Annotated in this window: 21 protein-coding genes; 6 read left to right on the top strand and 15 right to left on the bottom strand. The window is 68.4% G+C overall.

The window, feature by feature from the left end; translation table 11 throughout:
* Positions 1-115: 115 nt before the first annotated feature.
* Both ACWD10_RS35535 and ACWD10_RS35530 read right to left on the bottom strand, forming a co-directional pair.
* Positions 116-1198 carry an alpha-hydroxy acid oxidase gene (locus ACWD10_RS35535; RefSeq protein ID WP_451097822.1) on the bottom strand — a complete coding sequence of 361 codons (1083 nt, stop codon included), beginning with the start codon at positions 1196-1198 and terminating at the stop codon, positions 116-118.
* Positions 1199-1215: 17 nt separating this feature from the next.
* Positions 1216-2238: a TauD/TfdA family dioxygenase gene (locus ACWD10_RS35530; RefSeq protein WP_451097821.1), complete on the bottom strand. Its 1023-nt coding sequence runs from the start codon at positions 2236-2238 to the stop codon at positions 1216-1218.
* 184 nt (positions 2239-2422) lie between these two features.
* Here ACWD10_RS35530 and ACWD10_RS35525 point away from each other — a divergent pair, with 184 nt between their 5' ends.
* Together ACWD10_RS35525 and ACWD10_RS35520 are read left to right on the top strand one after the other, a co-directional pair.
* Entirely contained in the window at positions 2423-3709 is a 1287-nt protein-coding gene (locus tag ACWD10_RS35525) for an aspartate aminotransferase family protein (protein ID WP_451097820.1), read from the top strand.
* On the top strand, positions 3706-5040 hold the full coding sequence (locus tag ACWD10_RS35520) for a KamA family radical SAM protein (protein WP_451097819.1): 1335 nt from the start codon (positions 3706-3708) through the stop codon (positions 5038-5040). The genes ACWD10_RS35525 and ACWD10_RS35520 overlap by 4 nt, the downstream gene beginning before the upstream one ends.
* Before the next feature lie 42 nt (positions 5041-5082).
* On the opposite strand, the gene ACWD10_RS35515 is transcribed toward ACWD10_RS35520, so the two are convergent.
* From ACWD10_RS35515 to ACWD10_RS35475, 9 genes are all read right to left on the bottom strand, one after another.
* Positions 5083-6360 carry an MFS transporter gene (locus tag ACWD10_RS35515; protein WP_451097818.1) on the bottom strand — a complete coding sequence of 426 codons (1278 nt, stop codon included), beginning with the start codon at positions 6358-6360 and terminating at the stop codon, positions 5083-5085.
* Complete coding sequence (locus ACWD10_RS35510; RefSeq protein ID WP_451097817.1) at positions 6357-7604, bottom strand: GNAT family N-acetyltransferase; 1248 nt, start codon at positions 7602-7604, stop codon at positions 6357-6359. The genes ACWD10_RS35515 and ACWD10_RS35510 overlap by 4 nt, the downstream gene beginning before the upstream one ends.
* 31 nt (positions 7605-7635) lie before the next feature.
* Complete coding sequence (locus tag ACWD10_RS35505) at positions 7636-8637, bottom strand: aspartyl/asparaginyl beta-hydroxylase domain-containing protein (RefSeq protein ID WP_451097816.1); 1002 nt, start codon at positions 8635-8637, stop codon at positions 7636-7638.
* A gap of 128 nt (positions 8638-8765) precedes the next feature.
* Positions 8766-9680, bottom strand: a complete 915-nt coding sequence (locus tag ACWD10_RS35500) for an MBL fold metallo-hydrolase (RefSeq protein ID WP_451097815.1) — start codon at positions 9678-9680, stop codon at positions 8766-8768.
* An 86-nt stretch (positions 9681-9766) separates the two neighbouring features.
* Entirely contained in the window at positions 9767-11095 is a 1329-nt protein-coding gene (locus ACWD10_RS35495) for an aspartate kinase (protein ID WP_451097814.1), read from the bottom strand.
* 14 nt (positions 11096-11109) lie between these two features.
* Positions 11110-12339: an MFS transporter gene (locus tag ACWD10_RS35490; RefSeq protein WP_451097813.1), complete on the bottom strand. Its 1230-nt coding sequence runs from the start codon at positions 12337-12339 to the stop codon at positions 11110-11112.
* Complete coding sequence (locus tag ACWD10_RS35485; RefSeq protein ID WP_451097812.1) at positions 12336-13589, bottom strand: ATP-grasp domain-containing protein; 1254 nt, start codon at positions 13587-13589, stop codon at positions 12336-12338. Before ACWD10_RS35485 ends, ACWD10_RS35490 begins: the two co-directional genes overlap by 4 nt.
* A 17-nt stretch (positions 13590-13606) precedes the next feature.
* Positions 13607-14803, bottom strand: a complete 1197-nt coding sequence (locus ACWD10_RS35480) for an aminotransferase class V-fold PLP-dependent enzyme (RefSeq protein ID WP_451097811.1) — start codon at positions 14801-14803, stop codon at positions 13607-13609.
* Positions 14800-15894: a fatty acid desaturase gene (locus ACWD10_RS35475; RefSeq protein ID WP_451097810.1), complete on the bottom strand. Its 1095-nt coding sequence runs from the start codon at positions 15892-15894 to the stop codon at positions 14800-14802. The genes ACWD10_RS35480 and ACWD10_RS35475 overlap by 4 nt, the downstream gene beginning before the upstream one ends.
* A 399-nt stretch (positions 15895-16293) precedes the next feature.
* Here ACWD10_RS35475 and ACWD10_RS35470 point away from each other — a divergent pair, with 399 nt between their 5' ends.
* The 4 genes from ACWD10_RS35470 to ACWD10_RS35455 all read left to right on the top strand — a co-directional run bounded on the left by ACWD10_RS35470 (position 16294) and on the right by ACWD10_RS35455 (position 20375).
* Positions 16294-16983, top strand: a complete 690-nt coding sequence (locus ACWD10_RS35470) for a response regulator transcription factor (RefSeq protein ID WP_451097809.1) — start codon at positions 16294-16296, stop codon at positions 16981-16983.
* 154 nt (positions 16984-17137) lie between these two features.
* A complete protein-coding gene (locus tag ACWD10_RS35465) occupies positions 17138-18490 on the top strand; it encodes an ATP-grasp domain-containing protein (protein ID WP_451097808.1) in 1353 nt (450 codons plus the stop codon).
* Positions 18491-18558: 68 nt separating this feature from the next.
* On the top strand, positions 18559-19389 hold the full coding sequence (locus tag ACWD10_RS35460) for a transketolase (RefSeq protein WP_451097807.1): 831 nt from the start codon (positions 18559-18561) through the stop codon (positions 19387-19389).
* Complete coding sequence (locus ACWD10_RS35455) at positions 19386-20375, top strand: transketolase family protein (RefSeq protein WP_451097806.1); 990 nt, start codon at positions 19386-19388, stop codon at positions 20373-20375. The genes ACWD10_RS35460 and ACWD10_RS35455 overlap by 4 nt, the downstream gene beginning before the upstream one ends.
* 17 nt (positions 20376-20392) lie before the next feature.
* Here ACWD10_RS35455 and ACWD10_RS35450 read toward each other — a convergent pair whose 3' ends face one another.
* The 4 genes from ACWD10_RS35450 to ACWD10_RS35435 form a co-directional block, all read right to left on the bottom strand.
* The gene (locus tag ACWD10_RS35450) at positions 20393-20995 is read right to left on the bottom strand and encodes a response regulator transcription factor (protein WP_451097805.1); all 603 of its coding nucleotides are present in this window, start codon (positions 20993-20995) and stop codon (positions 20393-20395) included.
* Positions 20996-21332: 337 nt separating this feature from the next.
* Positions 21333-22565, bottom strand: a complete 1233-nt coding sequence (locus ACWD10_RS35445; RefSeq protein WP_451097804.1) for a CynX/NimT family MFS transporter — start codon at positions 22563-22565, stop codon at positions 21333-21335.
* A gap of 140 nt (positions 22566-22705) precedes the next feature.
* Positions 22706-23485, bottom strand: a complete 780-nt coding sequence (locus tag ACWD10_RS35440; RefSeq protein ID WP_451097803.1) for an MBL fold metallo-hydrolase — start codon at positions 23483-23485, stop codon at positions 22706-22708.
* A gap of 48 nt (positions 23486-23533) precedes the next feature.
* A complete protein-coding gene (locus ACWD10_RS35435) occupies positions 23534-24991 on the bottom strand; it encodes a catalase (RefSeq protein ID WP_451097802.1) in 1458 nt (485 codons plus the stop codon).
* Positions 24992-25028: the final 37 nt, after the last annotated feature.

Here is a 25028-nt window from a genome sequence, read left to right as displayed (position 1 = left end):
GGTGCATCGGTGTGCGGCCGGATCGCCCGCGTACTGGGCGTACGTGGGTGATTCGGCCGTGCGGCGAGGTGCCGTGCCAGGCGTCGCGGGCCCGCGAAGATCGGGGAGACGGGCCCTAGGGACGTGAGGCGCGCGCTGTGGTCACGAACGTCTCGTCCAGCTCGTCCACCGTGGCGATGCCCAACTGCAACAGGACATCGCTGAATTCGGTGTGCATGAGGTCGAGTACGCGTTCCACTCCCTGCTGACCGCCGAGTCCAAGCCCCCAGAGATAGGGCCTGCCTATGCAGACAGCGCGTGCACCGAGCGCGATCGCTTTCGCGAGATCGATTCCGGAGCGGACCCCGCCGTCGAGGAGCACCGGATGATCGCGTGGTACCGATGCGACGACCGAGCTGAGAGCGGACAAGGCGGGCACGACACCGTCCAGTTGGCGGCCGCCGTGGTTGGAGACGATCACCGCGTCGATGCCGAGGTCGACGCATCGTCGGGCGTCCACCGGCCGGAGCACGCCCTTGACCAACAGCGGCAGACGGGTCCGGGCCCGTATCCACTTCAGGTCGTCCCAGGTGATCGGCAACTTCTCGTGCCGCCCGCCGACCGGCGGGCGGCCCTGCAGGATCCCCAGCTTGCGGAGTGTGCCGTAGTCGACCTCCGGGGGCAGTTGATACCCGGCCCGCCAGGTGGTCAGCCGACGCGCCGCGAACGACGCGTCGACCGTCACCACGATGGCCGAGGTCCCGCAGCTCTCGGCGTACTCCAGGGTGGCCTCGACGTCCGCGCGGGAGCGGTACGCGAACAGCTGAAACCATGTGCGTCCCGGCGCCGACCTCGCGATCTCGGAGTAGGCGAAGTGTGAGTCCGTACTGACCATCGACAGCAGACCCCGCTGGGCCGCCGCCCGTGCGGTGGCCAGTTCGGCTTCCGGATGCACAAGGCGCTGCGGGCTGGTGGGCGCGAGCATGAGTGGCAGGGCGAGTGTGTGGCCAAGGACCGTGACCGACGTGTCCAGCTCGCCTGGGCCGTCGTGCAGGCCCCGCGGCTGCAGCCACACATCGTCGAACGCGGCAGTGTTGGCCGCGACCGCACCATCCGAACCCGCCCCGCCCGCCACGTACTGTGCGATGGGCCGGTCTGCCTTCGTCATCCACTGCTGCTCGAATTCAGCGAGCGACAGCAGCGAGTCGAGATCGATCACCGGTGTCTCCTGCGGGCTCACCAGATGCCGTCAATGGCCGGGATCGGCGGAATGACGCGTGATCCGTCCATCATCTGCTGCACCGAATTGGGAATGGACTTGATCGAGTAAAACCGCCGGAGCCATCGGTCATGTCCGTCGTATCGGGGTGTGAACGCCGACCGTCCGTGCGCCGCGACATTATTGTCCAGGATGGCGCAGTCGCCCGGCTGCAGGATCACCTCGTGGCAGACTTCCTCCAGTGCCTCGGTCAACGCCTGAAGTGCGACGCGGCCCGCTTTGCTCATCGATATGGTGTTGTGCGAGTTGAAGCGCATAAACGGCTTGACGGCTCCGCCGAATATGACCGGGTGGGGGCCCGCCGGAGCAGGTTCCACGGTGACATCCCTGGTGAATGAGCCCGGGTAGTTGCTGTAGAACTGGCACTGTCGCAGTGCATCTATCGTGTCGGGTTTGAGCAACTCAATTGCTTCCCGGCAGGAGGAGATTCGGGTGGCCGCGATCCCGTCGTGGTCCTGTCGCAGACAGATCAGGCCGATAAAGTCCGGGCGCAGCGGGTGATGAACGTTCTCGATATGGAAATCGAATGCCACCGAACCAGAGCCTTCAACCCGCGTCTCTTCGCCGGGCAGTGGCTGCACATCGTGGACCAGTTCACCGCTCTTCTCGTCGGCATAGCCGATCATGGTGCCGAGCGTTTCGGCAATGAGCATGCCCAGGCCGGCCGTTCCGTGACCCGGCAGAGTCGCAGGCTCGCCACCGGAATGGGTGGGCGGGAGCTGGCCGATGTCCAGACCGCGAAGGAGCAGGAAGCCCGCTTCGCCCGAGTCCTGGCTGAAGCCTTGAACCGTCTCCCGTATCCGCGCGGGCAGGGCATCGGCGCTGACGGATTCGGGGCCGTGCTCCACGACCTCCTCGGCCTGGTTCGACAGTACGGAGCGTTCCTGATCAGACAGCACGAATAAGGGCGCAGTCATCGGATTCCTCGCAATCGTGGCGTGATGGCCGACCACGTCATCGAAAACCGACCGCCTGATCATGTCAAGATTCTCCGCGCGCAGGGCCAACACTTTCGCAATTTGCCATTGTCTTAGGTGCACTTCTCGAAGTACGCCTTGAGCTGGGATCAAAAGCTGACTGCCCGTTGTCTTTCGAGATCGGCCTGGCTACCGTCAACCCGGTCGGCGCAGCGCCACAAAGGTGCAACGATGGGGAAGGAAGGCCATGGCACGCTTATCACCTGTCCTCAAACAGGCGACCCCGGTGACGGTCAGCCACGCCAGCGGGCTCAACGTTTATGCGGATGACGGGCGGCAGTATCTGGACTTTACCGCGGGAATTGGAGTTACCAGCACGGGACACTGCCACCCCTCGGTGGTGCGCGCGATTGCTGAACAAGCCGGAAATTTGATTCACGGCCAGTACGTGACCGTCATGCACCGTCCCCTGCTCGACCTGTGTGCCCGCCTTGGGCAGGTACTTCCGGCCGAACTGCAGTCTGTGTTCTTCGCCAACTCCGGCAGTGAAGCCATGGAGTCGGCGCTGCGCCTGTCCCGGCAGGCCACAGGGCGTCCGAACGTCATCGTGTTCCACGGCGGCTTTCATGGCCGGACCGTGGGCGCCGCGTCGATGACCACATCGAGCACACGATTCCGTACGGGTTATGCCCCGATGATGGGCGGGGTGCACATTGCACCGTTCCCCACCGCGTATCGGTACGGCTGGAGCGAAGATGAGGCAACCCGGTTCGCACTGCGGGAACTCGACTTCCTCCTGGCGACGGTGACCGCCCCTGAAGACACCGCGGCCCTCATTGTGGAGCCGGTACTGGGCGAGGGCGGGTTCATTCCGGCCAACACCGCCTTCATGCAGGGACTTCGGGAGCGCGCCGATCGCCATGGCTTCTTGCTGGTGCTGGACGAGGTGCAAACCGGGTTCGGCCGCACCGGGCGGTTCTGGGGGTACCAGCACTTTGGCGTTGAGCCGGACATTCTGGTGGCTGCCAAAGGGATGACCAGTGGGCTTCCGCTTTCTGTGATGGCCACGTCAGAAGAATTGATGAGCGCAGCACCCGCGGGATCTCAGGGCGGAACATACGGCGGCAACGCGGTGGCGTGCGCCGCGGCGTTGGCCACGCTGGAGGTCATCGCGAAAGAAGAACTGGTGACGAATGCGGCCCACCAGGGCCGCAGACTCGCCGATGGACTGAGAAATATCGCAGCCGACAACGACATCATCGGTGATGTTCGCGGGCTCGGCCTCATGCTCGGCTGGGAGTTCTCCACTCCAGCGGGACAGCCGGACTCCGCTGCGGCGCTCCGTGTCCAGCAAGAGGCCATCGCTCAGGGATTGCTCCTGCAGATCGGTGGGCCACTGAGGAATGTTCTGCGGTTGCTCCCTGCGCTGACCGTGAGCGAAGACCAAGTCGACGAGGCAGTACGTGTGTTGTCCTATGCCGTCACATCGGCAACCGAATCCCCGCGCGCGGGCGGAACGAAGGAGCGAACATGACCGTGCTGACCGAAACATCGCGCCCGATGAAGATGCGGGCGGTTCCTGGAGCGCGGTTATCCAGGCTGCCGCAGGTGCAACGGCTGGATGCCGACACCCGCCGGGACATCGAAATAGTGAGCTCGATCCTGCCCTTCAAAGTCAACAACTACGTGCTCGATGAGCTGATCGATTGGGACCGGGCTCCCGACGATCCCATCTACCGGCTCACCTTCCCGGATCGCGGCATGCTGCCGGAGCCGGTCTATGACGAGGTCGCCGCACTGATCGACCGGAACGCCGGCCGGGAGGAGCTGCGCAACGCGGTGAACAGGGCCCGGCTGCAACTCAACCCGCACCCCGGAGATCAACTGCAGGCCAATGTGCCCCGGGGAGAAACCGGTTCACTCAACGGCCTGCAACACAAGTACCGGCAGACCGTGCTGGTGTTCCCCGGCCAGGGCCAGACCTGTCACGCCTATTGCGGATATTGCTTCCGCTGGGCCCAGTTCATCGGCGATGCGGAACTGAAACAATCCGTGCCCGGACCGGAGCAGGCTCTCCACTACCTTTCGGCACACCCTGAAGTCTCGGATGTGCTCTTCACCGGCGGGGACCCGATGATCATGTCCACGGATCGGCTCCGGGGTTATCTCTCGCCGCTCCTTGATCCCCGCTTTGAACACATCCGCAACATCCGCTTCGGCACCAAGTCCCTGTCCTACTGGCCGTATCGGTTCACCACCGATGGCGATGCGGACGACTTGCTGCGGCTCATGGAGGATGCGAGTGCGGCAGGGAAGCACGTTGCGGTGATGGCACACTTCTCCCATCAGCGTGAGCTGGAGACTGACGTCTGCCGACAGGCCATCCGGCGAATTCGGGACACCGGTGCGGTCATCCGGGCCCAGGCGCCTCTGGTGCGTCATGTCAATGACGACCCGTTCGTGTGGGCCCAGATGTGGCGGACGATGACCAATCTCGGTGTGGTGCCCTATTACATGTTCGTGGAGCGAGACACCGGGGCCAGCCAGTACTTCGAGTTGCCGCTGCAGCGAGCCGTGTCCATCTATCGCGACGCGATCTCCGCGGTCTCCGGGCTGGAGCGCACGGCGCGTGGGCCGGTCATGTCCGCCTCGCCGGGGAAGGTGATGATCGACGGCATCGTCCGGGTCGCCGGTCAGGATGTGTTCTGCTGCCGGTTCCTCCAAGCACGCAATCCCGACTGGGTGGGACAGCCGTTCTTCGCGAAGTTCGATGAGCACGCGGTGTGGTTCGACGATCTCAAGCCCGCATTTGACGAGCCGTGGTTCTGGCAGACGGAGACATCCGCGGATATCTCCGCCACTTGAGGTGAGCAGTAAAAGGCCCAGGCGAGATGCCTGGGCCTTTCGCTACGCCGGTTCTGGCTCTGGTTCTGGTTTTGGTTCTGGTACTGCGGCCAGTTCGTCAGGAATCTTCCTGCGCTTGATGGCCACTACGAAGTGCAGAAAAGCGGCCATCAGCAGCGCTACCGAGATCCAGAGCCCGGTTCGCACGCCGAACAGCGAGCCGAGGCCACCCCCGAGCAGCGTGCCCGCGCTGAGCGGTCCGTACGCGACCAGCCGGGTGGTCGCCGCGACCCGGCCGCGCAACCGGTCCGGGGTAAGGCGCTGGCGGGTGGATGTGCTGAAGACGTTGTAGAGGGTCAGGCCGAACCCGTACATCACGAAGGAGACCGACCAGATCGTCACGGTCAGCGCGGTGGGCTCGGTGGCGAGGGGCACGAGGACCGGCGAGACCGACGCGATCCCCATGCTCAGCGCGACGACCCGCTTGAGCCCCCATCTCCGTTCGGCCTGCTCCGCGGCGGCCGCGCCGAGCAGAGAGCCGACCGCGCCGAGCGTCACGGTCAGGCCGAGCACCGCGGGCGTGACGCCGACGACGGAGACCGCGTACACGGTGTAGAGGGTGAGCATGGCCTGCTCGAAGAAGTTGAACAGCGCCGCCTGCCCGATCAGCGTACGCAGCAGGGGAAGGGAGAGCAGGAACCGTGCCCCCGCCGCGATCTCGCGCGCCATACCGGGCCGCGTCGTCGGTGCGACCACCGGGGGTTCGCGCCGCCGCACGGACGCCAGGACCAGCGCGGCGACCAGGTAGAGCACCGCGCCAAGGAGGACCGCGCCGGAGCCGCCGAGCCAGTTCATGAGCAGCCCGCCGAGGCCCGGCGCGGCGACCACGACCAGCGTGGACGCCGCTTCGAGCCGCCCGATCGCGGCGACCAGGTGGGATTCGCGGACCAGGCTCGGCAGATACGCCTGCGCGGTGACCTCGGCGATCGCGACCAGCGAGCCGAAGGTGAAGGCGACCGCGTACAGCACGCCGATGTGGAACTGGTCGAGGCCGCTGAGCACCGGTACGACGAGCAGCGCCACGCCACCGGCGACGTCCGTGAACATCAGGGTGGGCCGGCGGGGCCGCCGGTCCAGCCACACCCCGATGAACAGGGTCACCACGAGCACCGGTACGTACTGGGCGGCGGCGACCACGCCCACCTCGAAGGGCGTGGCCGCGAACGAGAGGGTGGCGAGGAGCGGGAAGACCATCGTCATGCTCTTGGAGGCGACGCTGGTCAGAAGCTGGCTCAGCCAGAAGCGGCCGTAGTCCCCGTTGATGAGCACCGGCGCGCTCAACAGAACTCCAGCCAGTCGTCCTCGACCACGGCCTTGGCCACCGCGGCGGAGGATTCGGTGAGTTCGCGCAACTGTGCCGCGTTGTAGGCGCGGATCGTGTCGTTCTCCGCATCCCCGCCGGCCCCGCCGAACAGGTCGAGCATCCACAGGGGACTGACCTGGGCGCCGCGCATCGCTTTGGTGTCGGTGGAGGCGATACCGGCGTGCATACGGCGCCGGCCGGAGCGCAGCGCGTCCCGGATCGGCTCGTAGTAGACGAGGTTGAAGTACTCGGCGACGCCGACGAGCCGGTCGTAGTGGAATCCGGCGCCCTTGAGGTACGTCGCGTCGCCCCAGCGGTAGAACAGCAGGAAGCCGACCGGGGGTTCGCCGTCGCGGGCGCACATCAGCACGCGCGCGGCGTCGCCCATCGCCTCGGCCTGGACCCGCAGGGACTCGGCGAGAACGTCCACGTCCGCGGGCTGCCCGTAGCGGGCCTGCGTGCCCTGGGACATCAGGGCCGCCTCCTCGAAGCACTCCGCCAGCGGCCGCTCGAAGAAGGTGTAGCCCGCCTCGTCGAAGCGCCGCTGATCGCGGCGGATCAGCTCACGGCGCCGCTTGGACGGCAGGGTGCGCATCCAGCCGTCCCAGTCGTCCCCGGCGGTCGGGATCCACGCGTCGGCGGCGCACAGCACCGGCTGGGCGCGCACCCCGGCCGCGCGCAGGGCCCGTACGTCGGCGCTGTCGAGGAACATGGCGTAGCACGGGGTGCCGTTCTGCTGCCCCTCGTCGAACAGCCGCTCCGCGGCGGCCTGTCGGCGTAGCCCGGCGAGTTCGCCGAGCAGGGCGGCGGCCCCCTCGACCCGGTCCGAGCCCTCGCTGATCAGCAGGTTCGTCTGGTAGCCGCGGTGCGGTCCGACGAGGAGGCCCTGCGGGGCCGCCGGCGCCAGGCCGACCCGGTCGAGGAGCCGGTCCCACCGGTAGAACCCGTTGTTCTCGTGCCAGACCGCCGTGACCGGCACGGCCGCGGCGCCGCCGTCGGACAGACGGGCGTGCACGTTCCCGGTGAGCGTGCGCGCGCCGGGGTCGTGGACGCAGAAGTCCAGCCACCCGCTGCTGGCGTAGAAGTGGTTGCCCGCCAGGCGGTCCCACTCGGCGCGGCCAAGACCCTCGGTCGGCGAGCCGAGGACCGCCGCCCGCGGGCCGTTGATGGTGTCCGGCGTCGTCATGGTGTCCGGCATCGTCATGGTGTTCGGCCTCTTCATGGTCGTGTCCATCTCGCCCCCACCGTGTGTGTCAGACGCCGCGGGGCGTGGCCGGAACGGCCAGCTCCCGCACCCGCTTGCCGACCCTGGTGCGCAGCACAACCCGTCGCTGCCCGGCCTCGTCGACGACCTGAACGGTGCGTTCGTCGGTCCAGCCCTGGAAGCGGAACTCGTTGTCTCCGATGTGGACCAGTCCCGCGTAGGGCGCGCCGTCGTAATGCAGCACCAGGCCGCCGTCCTGCGCCCTGATCTCGGCCGGGACCGTCGGCTGGTCGGTGAGGAACTGCCCGTCCTCTTCTTCCCAGTCGGTGAAGGACTTCGGTACCTCGAAGGCGACCTGGTGCACCGGGTCCGGCCGCAACGGCTGTTCATCGCGGTTGATCATGATCTTGTCGAAGGGCAATTCGGCGCGGACCTGTGCCGGGAACAGGTTGAACAACGCCTCGGTCACCTGCACGTCAAGGACAAAGTGCACGCGGTGGGTGCGGCCGCTGTTCTCGATCCTGTGCGTCCGGGCGAAGTTGCCGAACCAGAGCGAGCCCGCCTCCCACACGTACGGCGTCTCTCCGAAGAACAGCTTCGCCTCCGGCAGCGTGATCACCGGTATGTGCAAGCGGGCGATGCCCCAGGTGAGCGCGTACTTGTTGTCGAAATGGTCGGGACCGTAGGTGTCCGGGCCCAGCGCCATCAGACGGACCGAGCGCAGCGGCGATGGGATCGACCTCATCACCGAGTGCAGGTACGGTGCGTGCGCTACGTGGGCGGTGTCGGCGAACGGCAGCAGGCCTGGGCCGCCGGGATCGGTGCGCGACTTGTCGCCGCCCGTGCTGTGCAGCGGCATGATGTGCCAGTCCAGTTCGGTCTCGACCAGGTTGTCATCGCTGACGAAGGTGTTCTGCAGTTTCCACTCGGAGGCTTGTTCCGCGCGCAGCGACTCGACGTCGCGTACCAGGGCGGCCACGTCGAACTTCGGGGTCAGCCGGACCACATCGGGGATCCCGGCCTGTGCATCCGCAACTTTTTCAGCAGACACGACTGTTCCCTTCCATCGTTTCTTCTGACTGAGAACGCTTGCTCGGGGGCCTCGACACGGCCGACTCCGCGCCCTCACAACAAACCAAACAGAAGTTTTTTTCAAGGAGGACTTCGGATAATCGTCCATCAGGCCAGGTACGCGGGCAGGTCGCCGCCGTTGTACTCCGCCATCTCCGCGAAGACCGGCGGCAGTTCCAGGGTTCGACCCAGGGCACCACCGTCGAGTTCGGCGTAGGCCCGGTGGAGATTGCCCACGATGCGCTCGGCGTCGACCAGATGGCCGAAGTCGCCGAGTCCCGCCTCCTTGGCGGTCTGAAGCGGTGTCAGCCCCTGCTGCCAGCCCTCCATCGCGATGATCTGGATCCACCGCAGATAGGCCTCCGTCTTGTCGAAGACCTCTGGGCCGCAGACCGGGCCATACCCGCAGACGATCGTGCGGGCGCCGAACGCTCGCAGCGTCGCGACGGCCCGCAGCGCCCCTTCCACCGAACCCATCAGGGTGCAGGGGGTGGCCCCGGACAAGGCCACGTCCCCGGTGAACAGCACCCCGTCGTCCGGAAGCCAGGCGACCACGTCGTTGGTGGTGTGCGCCGGTCCGCAGAAGACGAGTTCGATCCGTCGGCCCCCGCTGTGCAGGGTGAGGCGCTCGTCGAACGTGACCGACGGCAGGGCGAGGCGGATGTCGCCCCACTCGACGCTGGGCCACAGCTTCGTCAGGGCCAGACCGGTCTCCGCCATCTCGCTGCGGGCCAACGAGTGCGCGATGACGGTCGCGCCGGGGAAGGCGGCGTTGCCGAAGGTGTGAGCGCCGTGGTGGTGCGTGTTGACGACGGCACGGACCGGGCCCGCGCACAGGGACTCGGCGGACGCGCGCAGGGCCAGCGAGCGCGATTCCGTCGCGACCGTGTCGATGACGGTCCCCCCGTCGGGCCCCGTGATGATGCCCGCGTTGTTCAGACACCAGCCGTCGCCGGACTGGGTATAGGCGAACACCCCGTCGGCGATCTCGGTCGTGCGGGGCCGCGGCTCCGGCTTGGTCATGAAGGGCCCCTTTCGGTGACGGGTGGGGGAGCGCACTGCGGTCCGAAGTCCGGTGCGGGCATGGCCGGTTACGCCGCCGGGGCGAGTCAGGTGCGCGGACCGACCGCGACCGTCGCCGGCCGCATCGCCTCACGCAGGACAGGGCCGGACAGGAACTCCTCGTGCAGGACCGCTACCGCGCGGGCGCAGTCCACCTCGGGCACAGCCGCGGAGATACGGCTCTGCGAGGTGGCCAGGGACAGCGGGTCGATCCCCGTGGCAAGCAGAGCGTTCAGCATCCGTCCCACGGTCCGGGGGTCGCTCATCAGGCCGGAGCCGACGACGGACACCTTGGCCACGGCGACGTCGACCGCGACGCTGCCGGGCAGGGCGGTGAGCAGGCTCGTCACGGTGTCAACGGCCTTGGCCGGGACGGTGAAGTCCCAGCCGTGCCGCCCCGACCCGTCGGTGAACCCGGTCATGAGGTCGACCGGCACCGACGCGTCGGCCAGCAGGGCGAGGACTTCCGTTCTGAGGGCCGAGGTGTCCGGGGAGACGGCGACTATCGTGATCCGGGCGTTCCCCGGCTCATGGGACACGGCGACCACGCGGTCTTCGGCTTCCAGCATGTCTGTGTCTGCTCCCTCCGGTTCGGCGACCACCACGGTCCCCTGACGATGGTTGAAGGCGCTCCGTACGTGGATGTCGATGCCCGCGCGGCCGGCCAGTTCCACTGAACGCGTGTGCAGTACGCGAGCCCCGGCCTGGGCCATCTCCGACATGACGCTGTTGCGGACGGCCGGGATCAGCCGCGCGTCCGGCACGAGGCGCGGATCGGCCGAGTAGATCCCGTCGACGTCGGTGTAGATCTCGCAGTGTGCGGCGCCGAGCGCGACGGCCAGGGCCACGGCCGAGGTGTCGGAGCCGCCCCGGCCCAGGGTGGTGACGTCACCGGCCGCGTTCAGCCCCTGGAAGCCGGCCACGACCGCCACTTCGCCGCGGGCCAGGGCCTGGCGCACTCGGGCGGTGTCGATGTCCCTGATACGCCCGTCGGTGTGCCGGCCTGCCACGGCGAAACCGGCCTGCGCGCCGAGCAGCGAGACGGCGGGCACCCGCAGCTCGTGCAGGGCCATGGCCAGCAGGGCAGCCGACCGTGTCTCCCCGGTGGCCAGCAACTGGTCGAGTTCTCTGCCCGGCGGCACGGCGCTCGCGGTGCGCGCCTCATCGATGAGCCGGTCGGTGGAGTCCCCGCGCGCGGAGACGACGACCGCCAAGGCACCGCCCTGCCGGTGCGCGTCGGCGACGATGCGCGCGGTCTGCGTGAGCCGCTCGGGGGTCGTGCCCATCGAGGTCCCCCCGAACTTGAGGACGCGGACCGGCAATCGCCCGACGGCGGGGCGCTGGGATGCGGAGGGTGCGGAGGGTGCGGATACCACGGTTTCCCTTCCTGTCACGAAGCGGTGCCGGCCGTCCGCCGGGCCGCGGGCACGGTCTCGGCGGTGGCTGCCATGTCGGTGAAACGGCGGTGGAAGACGGCGCTGAGCACCACGGCGGTCACGGCCGCTCCGGCACCGGCCAGGAAGGACACGGCTCCCAGACCGGCTCCGATGAGCCACAGCCCCGCCACTACCGCGAGGGATTCGGCCACACCCCACACGAAGGTCAGGAAGCCGACGGCCAGGCTGGTCCGCCCGCCGGAGACGGCCACCGCCAGCGCCTGATAGACCGGGACGTAGATCATCTCGCCGACGGTGATGGCGACCACGGCAAGCAACATCAGCGCCATGCCGCCTTCGGGAGCCACGAGCAGCGCGGTTCCCGCCGCCAGCGCCAGGTTGGCGACCGCGATCAGCGCCGGTTCCCCGGCCCTGCGCGACCACCGGGTCACCAACGACTGCAGCACGACGATGGCGATGCTGGCGAAGGCGAAGAGCAGACCGACACTGCGCGGCCCAAGGCGCGGGCTCGCATAGGCGGCGAACACGCCGTAGAACTGCGCATAGGTCACGGTGGTCAGGAAGTTGACCCCCACCAGCAGGCTCAGCACGCCGCGTGGCCTGGCCGGGGTGTCCGGCGCGGCCCCCGATGCCTCGGCGGCCGGCCCGCGTCCCGGAGTCAGGCGCATCGCCAGCAGGCCCGCGAGCACGGCGAATCCGATCGGGGCCAGCACGTACAGGCGGCCCGTGGCGGCGTAGGCCAGCGAGGACACGAAGGGGGCCAGACCGGCGGCGGCGTTCAGCGCGACGTTCTCGTAGGAGAAGGCCCGGCGGGTCTCCTCCGCGCCGAATTGGTGCACGATCAGGGTCAGTTGGGCCAGGGTGGCCAGCGAGCCGGCCAGGCCGAAGGCCGCCGAGACCAGCACCCAGCAGACGAGAGAGCCGACGGTGAGCAGCGCCATCGCGCACATCACGGCCGCTGCCGCCGCCATCGCGACCTGAGAGCCGACGATGAAGCGGCGCTCGCCGCCCGGCGGCAGGACGCGGACGAAGCACAGGGAGCCGAGCCGGTTGGCAAGCACCGCGGCCCCGGTGACCAGGCCGCACTCCGCGGTCGAGAACAGCCCCTGGTCAAGCAGCCATACGGTGAAGAACGGGTACAGCACGCCCCAGGTGCCGTAGGTGAGGAACCGGACGACGTAGATCGTCCAGCCGCCGGGCGGGGCGCCGCGCACGGCGGTCACGACGGCGCGACCCAGGCCGGTCGGCGCGGGCCGTCGGCGGTGTGCACCACGACGTTCTCGATCTCCCGGGCCACGTCGACCGTGAGCCCCGCCAGCGTTCCGACCCAGGCGTCGTCGCCCGTGCCCACGGGGCCGACGAACCCGCCGTCCGGCACGACCTGGGTGTGCAGGCAGCGCCCGCCGTCCGGCACGGACACCGAGGTGACAAGGCCGCCTCCTTCGATGCCGTAGTAGTACGACAAGGTGGACTCGCCGCCCCCCAGGGCGCGGTAGGCGGGCTCGGGGCTCGTCCCGGCGGCCGGCAGGCCCAGGGTCAGCACGTGGGCGAGGATCTCGACCGGGTCCAGGCCGTGGGAGAGCGCGAGCTGCTCAAGGGTGGTCCCGCCGCCGAGGCGTCCGACGTTGGCGTCGATGAGGAACGGCCGCCCGCCGCCGACCAGGAACTCGCAGTGGAAGTAGCCCTGGGACAGGCCGGAGCGCTCGACGAGCGCCGTGACCGCGTCCCGGCACTTGTCCTCGACGCCGTACGGCAGCCTCCGGTCGGCGGGGAGCAGATTGCTCACCTCTGTCCAGCCGATGCGCCCGCGCTGGGAGAAGTCGATGAACACGATCCGGCCGTCGGTGACGTACCCCTCCAGGCTGAACAGCGGTCCGTGGATGTCGGCCTGCAGCACCCACGGGTATGCCCCGTCCTGCGACAGGCCGGTGGCGGCCACCGCGTTCCGCACGTCCACGGGCCCGGCCCCCCGCGGCAGCCTCGTCGCCCCGCGCCCGCCGGCCTGCTCGGACGGTTTGAGGATGTAGCCGTCGGGCGCCGGAGTGACGGCGGCCGGGTCGACGGCAAGGCGAGCCGCGTCAGCGCCGGTGAAGCGGATGGTCGCCGGGCCGAACTCCGGTATGAGTGCGGCGACTTCGGCCTTGGACGCCAGTCGCGCCACCGCCGGTTCCGGGCAGTGCAGGTCGTAGGTGGCGGCGATCTCCTCGATGAGCGGGAACTTCTCGTCGAACAGGCCGGTGATGGCGAACGATTCGTCGGTGATCGACGGGTCGTCGGCAAGCAGGCGCAGGACCGAGGCCCGGTCCTCGATGTCCGTCGGGAAGCAGATACAGCCGCGCAGGCTCGTCGCGGCCTGCCCGGCGAACGCGTCGGGGTCCGCCAGGAAGACGGGCTCGAATCCCGCCGAACGCAGCGCCTGAGGTGCGTACTTGGCGCTAGTGGCGTTGACCCCGAGAACGATGATCTTCTTCATGTTGGCCTCTCTTCCTGTTACCGGGCCGAGGCGGGCACCGGGGCGGTACGGTCACCGATCTCTTCCAGGACTCCGATCGCGTAGTCGATCTCCTGCGGCGTCGTGCGCGGGCCGACGGCGAGCCGCACCGCGTGGCGGATGCCGCCTCGCAGGAGGTAGTTGGGGGTGTGCGCGCCGTCGATGAGCCAGCAGGCGACGCCTGCCCGGCACAGTTCGTGCCACAGCGGCTCGGCAGCGAGACGCTCGTGGGTGACACAGATGATGCCGGTGTGGTGGGTGCCCGGGGCGTGCACGCGGAGTCCGGGGATCTGCCCGGCCCGCTCCCGCAGCTGACGCGACAGCTCGGCCATCCGACCCCAGTCGTTGGACCGGGCCTGCCGCAGGGCCGTGTCGAGTCCGACGAAGGAGGACACGCTCTTCTCGCCGAGTTCGAACCTGCGGGCGCTGCCGGTGAGGTGGCGGATGCCGCCGCCCGGGACGAACGCATGGGTGTGCACGTCGACGCTGACCGGTTCGGCCGCCTCGCGAAAGCGCGGGGACATCACCGCGAAGCCAGTGCCGCGCGGGCCCAGGAGCGACTTCTTGCCGGTGGCCGTGAGCAGGTCGACCGGTGTGGCCGCCAGGTCGATCGGGATCTGCCCGGCCGACTGGCAGGCGTCGACCGTGAGCAGCGTGCGCCGGTCGCGGACGAGTTCCGAGAACGGTGCCAGCGGGGTGACGACCCCGGTGCACGAAGGCATGTGTGTCAGCGACAGGAGGGCGACCCGGTCGTTGATGTGCTGTCGGCACCACTCCACGTCGACGTCCCCGGCCGGGGTGAGCGGGATCTCCTGGATCAAGAAACCGGCCGTGTTCTGTGCGTTCTTCAGGAAGAGGAGATTGCCGGCCCATTCGTACGGCGTCGTCCACACGATGTCGCGTTCGGTCAGGGACAGACCGGCCACGGCGCAGTGCCAGGCGCGGGTCGCCGAGTCCGACATCGCCACCGCCTCCTGCGGGCAGTTGAACAACTCGGCGAGGCTGCGGTACACACCGTCGTCGGTCAGCTCGGCGTAGGCGCGTTCGGCGAAATAGGAGCCGATCTCCCCCTCAAGCGCGAGGTAGTCGGCCACCGCCTTCCGGGTCTCGCGGCTCTGCAGCCCGGAGCCGGCCGTGTTGAGGTAGGAACGCCATTCGGTGGTGTAGGTCTGCTCGGGCACGAACGCCTCCCTCATACGTGTTCCTTGGGCTGGGAGTGCGCGATGGCGAGGACCTCGGCGAAGGTGGGTGAGGCTGCCTCGGGGTCGCCCCCGGCCCGGCGCCAGGCGCGGTACTTCGCGGCGTACGTCACCACCGTCTCCGCTCCGGCCCTGTTCTTCGCCCGGGTGACGATGCCGCCCCACAGGGCGTCCCAGCGGGCGTAGGTGGGGTCGTCGAGCAGGATGCGGTGGGCGCGCTTCATGTTCCAGAACGGGATGCTCATGTTGAGGTGGTGCACCAGGTGGTAGTTGTCGTGATGCCGGCCGAGCAGGTAGTTCTCGACAGCCCATCCATGGCGGTTGCGGGTCATAAGGACCTGGGCGCGCTCGCTCTCGGGCATGGGGTAGTGCTCGGCCAGCTCCGACAGCCAGCCCACCGCGACCGCGCTGGTGAACAGCGGCACGAACCAGAAGAGCAGCAGCAGGTGCAGCGTCCCCGTGCCGGCGCAGAGGGCCGTGATCAGCAGCCACTGCGCGGCGAAGATCACCCGCTCCGCCCGAAGGCTGATCGGCATGGAAACGTTGGTCCGGGGCCCCTGGTAGAAGATGCGGTCGCGGACGATGTACCCGACGTACGCGACGGTGCGCAGGCCGAGGACGGCGAACGCGATGTTCTCCAGGAAGAATCGCGCGTCCGACTTCTGCGGGTCGTACAGGCCCAAGTCCCGGTGGAACTCGTAGTCGGGGTCCTTCTCCGGGTCACCCAAGTAGCGGTGGTGGAAGCCGATGTGGCTGGTCCGGTAGGGCGAGTACAGGTGGAGGACCAGGTAGCCGGAGAACACCGTGCCCAGCATCAGGTTGAGGACCGGGTTGCGGCTGAGCACCTTGTGCGACGACTCGTGCAGCAGGTTGACCATCGCGCGCTGGGTCGAGCCGATGAGGATCAGGGCGAGCGGATACAGCCACCAGGAGATGTTCAGGCAGGCCCAGACCGCCACGGCGATGCCCGCGTAGTCCGCGAGGATCGCGAGGATCGCGTGCCAGTTGTCGAGTGTGCCCAGCGGCCGGAGCCGTTTGCGGACCTCCGGGGCGACCTTGCTGAAGTCGTAGTCGAGGTGTCCTCGCATCGTGGGAGATTGAGTCGAGGGCGCCATGGGCATTCCTCCCGGTCATCGGAGGGCCTCGCCGGCCCGGGGACGCCAGGAACTTAGGGCGCCGGAACCAACCGGGGTGGCGGCGCTACGACTTCCGTCGCATGCCACCGCGCTCAAAGGCACATCCGGGCCCGGCGGTCGGCCATAACCCATCGATACCGATCCGGGAATCATTCACAGGCGTTTGTGACGTGTGCATATTGGCCCGCATATCCGACGTCACTAACGTGGTTCGGGCCGTGGAAATCGTGGACGTGGAAATCCGCGACTGCGAGCGGGGCTTGACTCTTTCGTCACCTCGAATGGTTTTCCGCCCCCGGCACCGGCGCGCCGACCCCTCACTCGGCCCGGAAAACAGGAGTACTGCCTGCCATGTCCCATGCACCCTTACGCGTTGTGGTCGCGGACGAGCAGAGACTGCTGCGCGAGTCCCTGTGCGCGCTTCTGGACACGGACCCCGGCATCGAGGTCGTGGGCCAGACGGGCCATGTGGCGGAACTGTTCACTCTGGTCGCCCGGACCCGTCCCGACCTCGTGGTCCTGGACGTCCAGATGGCCCCCGCCGACGACCGGGAGGCCCTCGCCAACCGCCTTCTGCACGGCATACCGTCCTGTCGTGTGCTTGTGCTGACCATGCTGGAGCAGCCACGCCTCGTGCAGTCCCTGCTTGACCTGGGCATCCACGGCTACCTGCACAAGAGCATCGGCAGCGGCGCCCTCGTCGACGCCGTGCGCGCACAGCGGGGGCCCCGCTCCCACCAGACGGTGACGCTGCCACTGCACCAGGGCCGGCTGCGCGTGGCCGGCACCGGCCCGACGTACGGGTCCGAACTGTCGGCACGCGAAGTGGAGGTCCTCACCCACGCGGCAGCGGCCCTGAGCAACCGTCAGATCGCCGTCCAGCTCGGGATCGCGGAAGGCACCGTCAAGCGGCATCTCAGCAACATCTTCGAGAAGCTCGACGCGGTCAGCCGCCTGGACGCCGTGAACAAGGCCGCCTCCATGCGACTCATCCACCCCGGCGACACCCGCGGTGCGCGTCGGCTGCGCATGGCGACATGAACAAAGGCGCGGGCGGAGAACGGTCACCGGCGGCAGAGCGTGTGCCTTTGGGGGGGACCCCATGTGACTCAAGTCGTAGCCGTCGGCACCCGCACGCCCCGGCTTTCTACGTTGCTGATCGCAGACCGCGATGACCCGACAGCGGGAGGACCCGATGACTGAGCTGACCGTGGACAGGGATACCGAGGAGCGGGGCGACCGCTCCGAGGAAGTCGTGCGCAAGGCCAAGGGCCGTGCGGTCGGCGTCCTGGTCGACGCGTACGGAACCGGCAACTACTTGCCCGCGGCGTTCAACCGGCTGGGGATCGACGTGATCCACGTGCAGAGCTCCGCCGAACCGATAGCCCGCATGCAGCCGTGGGACCGGACCGCGTACCTCGACTGGCTGGTCCACAACCCGGACGGCAGCACCGAGCGCGCGCTCAAGGAGATCGAACCGCGGTTCGTCCTGCCCGGCCAGGAACCGGGCGTCCTGCTCGCGGACCGGCTGAGCGAGGCGCTGGACGTACGCACCAACGGAACGACGTTCTCCGACGCGCGCCGCGACAAGTACAAGATGATCGAGACCGTCTCCGCGGCCGGGCTGCGCACCGCACAGCAGCTGCTCACCGACGACGCCGAGGAGGCCGTCGCGTGGGCCGAGGCGAACGGCTACTGGCCGTGCGTCGCGAAACCGCTGGCGTCCGCCTCCACCGACGGGGTCTCCGTCTGTCGCAACGCCGACGCGCTGCGCTCCGCGTTCCGGTCCGTGCTGTCCACCACCACCGTCTTCAACGGCTCCAACACCGAAGTGCTCGTCCAGAGTTACCTGGAGGGCACCGAGTACATCGTCGACACCGTGAGCGTCGACGGCCACGCCTTCGTCTGCGGTGTGTGGCAGTACGAGAAGTGCCTGCTGCCCAACGGCAAACCCATCTACAACCGGGACATCCTGCTCTCCCCGACCAACCCGGTGGTCCGGACGCTGATCAACTACACCCGCGCCGTGCTCGACACCCTGCGCATCCACAACGGCCCGGCGCACACTGAGCTGATCATCACTCAGGACGGTCCGGCCCTCGTGGAGGTCGGCGCCCGGGTCAACGGGCACCTGCACCCCGGCTTCCACGACACGGCCATCGGCGTCAACAGCGCCGACCTGACGGCACTGGCCTACCTCCGGCCCAGGGAGTTCCTCGCACGCTACGGGGGCGGCGTCTACGAGCGGCGCCAGCAAGCCACCGTCTACAACGCGCCGACGACCCTGTCCGGCACGGTGACCTCGGTCAACGAGGCGCTGGTCAAGGAGATCCGCGACCGGCCCTCGGTAGTGGACCTCGTCGTCAAGCGCAGGCCCGGCGACGTCATCGTGCCCACCCACGACCTGCTCACCAGCCCGCTGCGGGTGTTCCTGACGGCCGCGGACCCCGTCACGTTGGAGCTGGACTACCGGTTCATCGAGTCCGTCCGCGAATCGGTCTACGAGGTCCGGTCCGCAGGGCCCCGGGGCGCCTGCGGCGTCGTGTGACGCCCGGTCACGACACCGCTCCGCCGGACCGGCTCAAGGTCCGCACCATGCTTTCGGAAGGATCGAACATGCTCACCCAGGCACCACCGCAGACCGTGGCGGAACAACTCGCCGTGGAGATCCGGCGCAAGGTCATCGAGATGAGCGCATCGCCCAACGGCGTGCACATCGGCGGCAGCATGTCGATCGCCGACCTGCTGGCCGTGCTGTACGCCGAGGTGCTGCGCGACCCGGCGGGCGAGGAGCTGTCGGGCGATCGTGACCACCTGATCCTGAGCAAGGGGCAGGCGTCCGCGGGGCTTTACGCGGTGCTCGCCGCGACCGGGATCATCCCGGAGGCGGAGCTGGCCACCTACGCGCAGGAGAACAGCCGCCTTGGCGGCCACCCCATGAAACTCCTGCCGGGCGTGGACTTCTCCACCGGCGCGCTGGGGCACGGCCTCCCGCTGGGACTGGGGGTCGCGCTCGCCGGCAAGCGCTTCGGCCACGACAAGCGGGCCTTTGTGATCCTCGGCGACGGCGAACTGCAGGAGGGCTCCAACTGGGAGGCGGCGATGGCGGCGGCGCACCACGGCGCCGACAACCTGATCGCGATCGTCGACCGCAACGGCTGGCAGATCAGCGGCCGGACCGACGACTGCATGTCGCTGGAGCCGCTGACCGACAAATGGGCCGGTTTCGGCTGGCGCGTGCTCACCATCGACGGGCACGACCACGATGAGATCCGCACGGCGCTGACCCGGCCCGTCGAGCCGGGCCGACCGACGGCCGTCATCGCGCGCACGATCAAGGCGCGCGGCGTTCCCGGCCTGCACGACACCAAGCAGAGCCATTCGGCGACCCTCGACGCACCGGCGCGGCAGCGGGCCCTTGCGGTCCTGGAAGGTGACACGGCATGAGTTCCGACATCGCGGTCCGCCGCACCGTCGCGGAAGTCCTCGACCACGTCTGGGAGAACCGCTCGAGCATCGCGAGCCGCGACGCCTACGCGATGATGCTGCTCGCCCTCGCGCGGGAGAACCCGAATCTGGCGTGTCTGACCGCCGACATGAACTTCGAGGACCACTTCGCGCTCGAACTGCCGCGCCAGCACGTGGACTTGGGTATCGCTGAGCAGAACATGATCGGTGTCGCCGCCGGCATGACGGTGTCCGCGCGGCCGGTGTTCGCCAACGGCATGAGCCCGTTCGCAGTCGCCCGGGCCTACGAACAGATCAAGATCGATGTGGCCGGCGCGAACCTTCCGGTCAAGATCGTGGGGACGCACGGGGGCCTCGCGTCGGGTCACTACGGCCCGACCCACCACTCGCTGGAGGACATCGGCGTGACCCGGATGCTGCCGAACATGACGGTGGTGGTACCGGGCGACGCCTGGGAGGCCGCGCAGGCCACCGTGGCGATCGCCGAGGATCCGGGACCGGTGTACCTGCGGCTCGGACGGCAGGCCACCACCGCGCTGTACGAGGAGCGCACCGCGTTCGTCCTTGGCAGGGCGAGCGTCCTGCGGGAGCCCGGCCGCGTGCTGTTCATCGCCACCGGCCCCTACCCCAACCTGGTCGCGGCCGAGGCGGCGCGCGAACTCGCCGCGCAGGGCGTGAGCGCAGGGCACCTGAACATGCACACGGTCAAGCCGCTCGACCGGGAGGCCGTTCTGCACGCGAGCGCCATCGCCGAAGTCGTGGTGACCATCGAGGATCACCGCGCCGTGGGCGGACTCGGGGGCGCGATCTGCGAGGTGCTGGCCGAGGTCGGCGGTCCGCCGGTGCGGCGGATCGGCGTGCCGGACATCCACTACGACCTGGTGGGCGGGGAGCAGCACTTGCTGCACCACGCCGGTATCAACGTGAGCAACGCGGTCACTCAGGCGCTGGACGTCGTGGCGTGAGGCCCTGGGGCGCGTGATCAGATCCAGCGCGCATCCCGGGCAATGCGCAGCGCGTCAATCCGGTTGCGCGCCCCCAGCTTCGCCACCATGGAGGAAAGGTAATTACGCACAGTTCCTTGAGACAGGTGCATCCGCGCCGCGATCTCGACGGCCGTGTCGCCTCGGGCCACATGCTCGAGGACTGAGAACTCACGCCTGCTCAAAGGGCAGTCGCTGTTGCTCAGCGCGGCGACCGTCAGCTCTGTGTCGAAGACCCTCTCACCTTGATGCACCCGGTGGATGGCCTCGACGAATTGGCGCGGGGACACACTCCGTTCGATGATGCCGCCGATTCCGGCGGCGAAGGCCTGGCGGACGACCGAACGCGTCACCGCGGTGGCCAGCAACATACTCCGGCAGCCCAGACTCGCGATCTTCTCCGCTATCGCGATCGCGTCGCTGTCCTCGCCCTCGAAGCTGATGATCGCCACATCCGGCCGGTGCAGCTCCGCGAACTCCAGGGCAGCGAAGTTACTTTCCGCGAACCCGACGACGCGTACCTCCTCGTGTCGCTCAAGCAAGGCAGCGAGCGCGAAACGGGACAGATGAAGGCCGTCAGACACTAAGACATCGATTCCCACGCGATCCCCCTACGTAGTGCGTCAGTTGCTCGCCACGACACGCCGGGCGGGTACGGAAGCGGGCAGGTGCCCGTCGGTGTGCACGCTGCAGCCCCGGAGGGTCGACCAGGGATTGGAAAATAGCGAGCGTTCTCTTTTTTCTGTTGGCTACATTTAAGAGGACCCCGGCCCCACCCCTCAACAAGCTGGCCACCCCCGACTACGTCTTCGGCAACAAGCCGAAGTCGTAGTCGGGGGTGGCCAGAAACGCTTCGGGAAAGCCGGACCCCGGCGAGAACAGCGGCGGCTCGGCCGAACTCGACCGAGCCAACCAGGAGTTGCGGCGCCGACCGCCACCTCATCCCCCGACGCGTCCCCCGCGCCCCGCGAGCGCACCGGTCAGACCCATGGGCACGGCCAGGACCACCAGAGCGACCAGCCCCACGGTCCACGCACCCGTCACGTCACGGACGGCGCCGAAGGCGGTGGGGCCGACGGCGGCAAGCAGGTAGCCCACACACTGCGACATCGCGGACAGCAGCCCCGCGTCGCGCGTGCTGCGGACGCACAGCGACATATAGGTGATGCCCAGAGAGAGCACGCCCCCCAGGCCGAGGCCAAGCAGGGCGACCCACAGCACCGCCGCCCCGACCGGGGCCACCATCAGACCGATGAAGGCGGCCACACACAGCGCGGTGCCGACCAGCGCCAGATAGCTCTGCCGCCGGCTGCGCTGCGCCCACACCGGCACCAGGAGAGAGGTGATGATCGCGAAGCCCATGCAGACCGACAACAGCACCCCGGCGCTGCTCTCGGAGTAGCCGTGATCGATGTAGAACGACGGCAGCCACGTCGTCGCCGTGTAGTACAGCAGCGACTGGAACGCGTAGAACAGCGCGACGAACCAGGCCAGCCCGCTGCGCCACATCGAACCGCCCGCCTCCGCCCGGGCCCGCGGACTTCCCTTGCCGCGGCGCACCAGCGGCACCCACACGACCACCGCGGCCAGCGCAAGCACGCCCCACACCGCGAGGCCGCCGTTCCACGACAGGGACATCGAGTCGCGCAACGGCACGGTCGCCGCGGCCGCGACCGCGCCGCCGCCGACCAGCATCGTGGTGTGCAGCCCGGACATCAGCCCGACCTGCTGCGGAAAGTCCCGCTTGATCAGCGCGGTGATGACCACATTGGCGACGGCAATCGCGAGCCCGACCAGGAACGACCCGGCGAACAGCGGGAACAGCGCCGGAACGAGACGCACCGCGGTGCCGCACAGCAGCACCACAAGCACCGCGAGCAGCACCCGCTCCATGCCCCAACGACGCGCAAGCCGGGGCGCGAGCGGCGCGAAGATGCCGAAGCAGATCAGCGGCAGCGTCGACAGCGCGCCGCTGCCGCCGTTGGACAGACCGGTAGCACGCCGTATGTCGTCGAGGAGCGGGGAGACCGCCACGATGGCGGGCCGCATATTGATCCCGACTAGCAGCACCGCCAGCGCATACCAGAACAGGCGACGGCGCCGGGTGCGGTCGGTCCCCGCCTCGGGCCCGGCCGTCCGGCGGTCGGCCGCGCCCGCCTTCCCGCGGGGCACGGAGACCGAGATATCTGATTCAGGAGGTGAGGCCACAAACGGTCCTTCCAAGGAATGCGCCGGACCGTCGTCTCGTCGTGCCCTCACAGAAGTGGGCACGACGAGACGACAGACCGGTGAGCAGACGGTGCCGGCTGACGTCAGACAGCCGCGGCGAACTGCACGGGTTCCCCGTCGCCGGGAGCGACGGCATGGATTCCTCTGGCCTTGGCGGCCTGCAGGAAACGCCCGCGCACATCGTGCTGCTCGGTGTAGTACGGCGGGTTGTTGAACAGGTCGTAATGGATCGCGCAGGCGGTCGACGCCTTGAGCACGACCGCCGCTTCCACGGCCTGTTCCGGGGTGAGCGTGGCGGGCTGATTGGTCGGCGTGAATCCCTCGCGGCGCGTCATCACCCCGGCGATCGGCAGAAACGCCACGTCGAACGGCCCGTAGTCACGCTCGATCTGCCACCACTGCCCGTGCCAGATGGTGTCGCCGAAGTGGATGACGCGCAGGCCGGGGGCCTCCACGATCCAGGCGACCTGATCGTCGCCGCGCCAGTCGTGGGAGGCCACGGGGATCGTGGTGAACGGCCCGATCTGCCGCCGCTCGCCCAGCTCCTGCGGGACGGCCCCCACCCCCATCCCGGCCAGCACATCCACGATCGGCGTGTGGCAGCCCACGGTGCCGTCGCCGGCGGCGATGTCGGCGAGCAGCTTCCGGTCGCAGTGATCGGGGTGAAGGTGCGTGATGAAGGCGTGCGTCCGCACCCCCGGCGCGGCGTCGATGCTTGGCATGGGCCGCCGCGGCATCCCCTGGAACCCCGCGAGATCCGCGGTGTTCTGGAGCGGGTCGATGACCACCCGGGTGTCCCCGGCCGCCACTTCGACGCCCGCCCAGGCCAGACGCCGCAGCGTGACCGGATCAGCCGAACTCATGGTCTCCTCCTCGTGACGCTGGTCATGTCCTCGTGACGCCGGTCGTGGTCACGCGCCGTCGGCTCCGAGGCCCTGGGCGACCCGCTCGCCCAGCTCCTTGTGCACGTTGCGCCAGTAGTCGACGACGCGCCCCTTCGTCTCCGCGGTCACCTCGGGCGCCGAGGCGTGCGCGACGATATTGGTCACCAGATGTGCGCGGTCCGTGTCGGTCATGACCTTCTCCCACAGGGCGCGCGCCTGTACGAAGTCGTCGTCCTCGGCGTGGAGACGGTGAGCGCTGCGCACGATCTCCCCCGTGACTTCGTAGCCATCGCCGTCCAGCAGGTTCTGGTCGCAGACCGGGCCGCCAAAGCTGTTGGGCGCGTACACCGGGTCGCCCGGGTTGCTGTACCGCATGGCCCCGTCGCGGTTGTAGGAGTGCACGGCATTCTTCGGCCGGTTGACCGGCAGCTGAAGATAGTTGGCGCCGATCCGGTAGCGGTGGGTGTCGGGATAGCTGAACAACCGCCCCTGCAGCATCTTGTCCGGGGAAGGCGCCACTCCCGGAACCAGGTTGGACGGCTCGAACGCGGCCTGCTCGACCTCGGCGAAGTAGTTCTCCGGATTGCGGTTCAGGGTCAGCGTCCCGATGTCCAGCGGCGGGAAGTCCTCGTGCGGCCACACCTTGGTCAGGTCGAACGGGTTGAAGCGGTAGTCCGCGGCAGCCTCAAAGGGCATCACCTGCACCTGAAGGGTCCAGGAAGGGTGGTCGCCCTTCTTGATCGAGTCGAAGAGATCCCGGATGTGCAGGTCCGGGTCCTCGGCGGCCGCGGCCGCCGCCTCGTCGATGGTGAAGTTCTTGATGCCCTGGTCGGTCTTGAAGTGGTACTTCACCCAGAACTTCTCCCGGGCGGCGTTGTACCAGAGGAACGTGTGGCTGCCGTAGCCGTTCATGTGCCGCCAGGAGAACGGGGTGCCGCGATCCGACATCAGGAGCGACACCTGGTGCGCCGACTCCGGGGAGCGCGTCCAGAAGTCCCACTGCATGTTGTTGTCGTGCAGATGGTTGTCGGCACGCCGCTTCTGCGAGTGGATGAAGTCGGGAAACTTCTGCGGGTCGCGGATGAAGAAGATCGGTGTGTTGTTCCCGACGATGTCGTAATTGCCTTCTTCGGTGTAGAACTTCACCGCGAAACCCCGCGGGTCACGGACGGTGTCTGCGAAACCGAGCTCGCCGGCGACCGTGGAAAAGCGCAGGAACAACTCCGTGCGCTTGCCACGCTGGAAGAGGTCGGCCTTCGTGTACTGGCTGACGTCCTCGGTGATTTCCAGGACCCCGTAGGCGCCGCCGCCCTTCGCGTGCACGACTCGCTCGGGCACGCGCTCACGGTCGAAGTGCGCCAGCTTCTGGATGAGGTAGTGATCCTGCAGCAGCAGCGGCCCGTTGGCCCCCACCGACTGCGAGAACTCATCACTCGGTACCGGGATACCGCTGTCCGTGGTCGTCACCGGACGGCTCTCGGTCATGAAACTCTCCCTTGACTTGACAGACGATGTGGCCGAT

The sequence above is a fragment of the Streptomyces sp. NPDC002851 genome (assembly GCF_053591935.1).
This window is presented reverse-complemented; position numbering and strand designations above follow the sequence as displayed.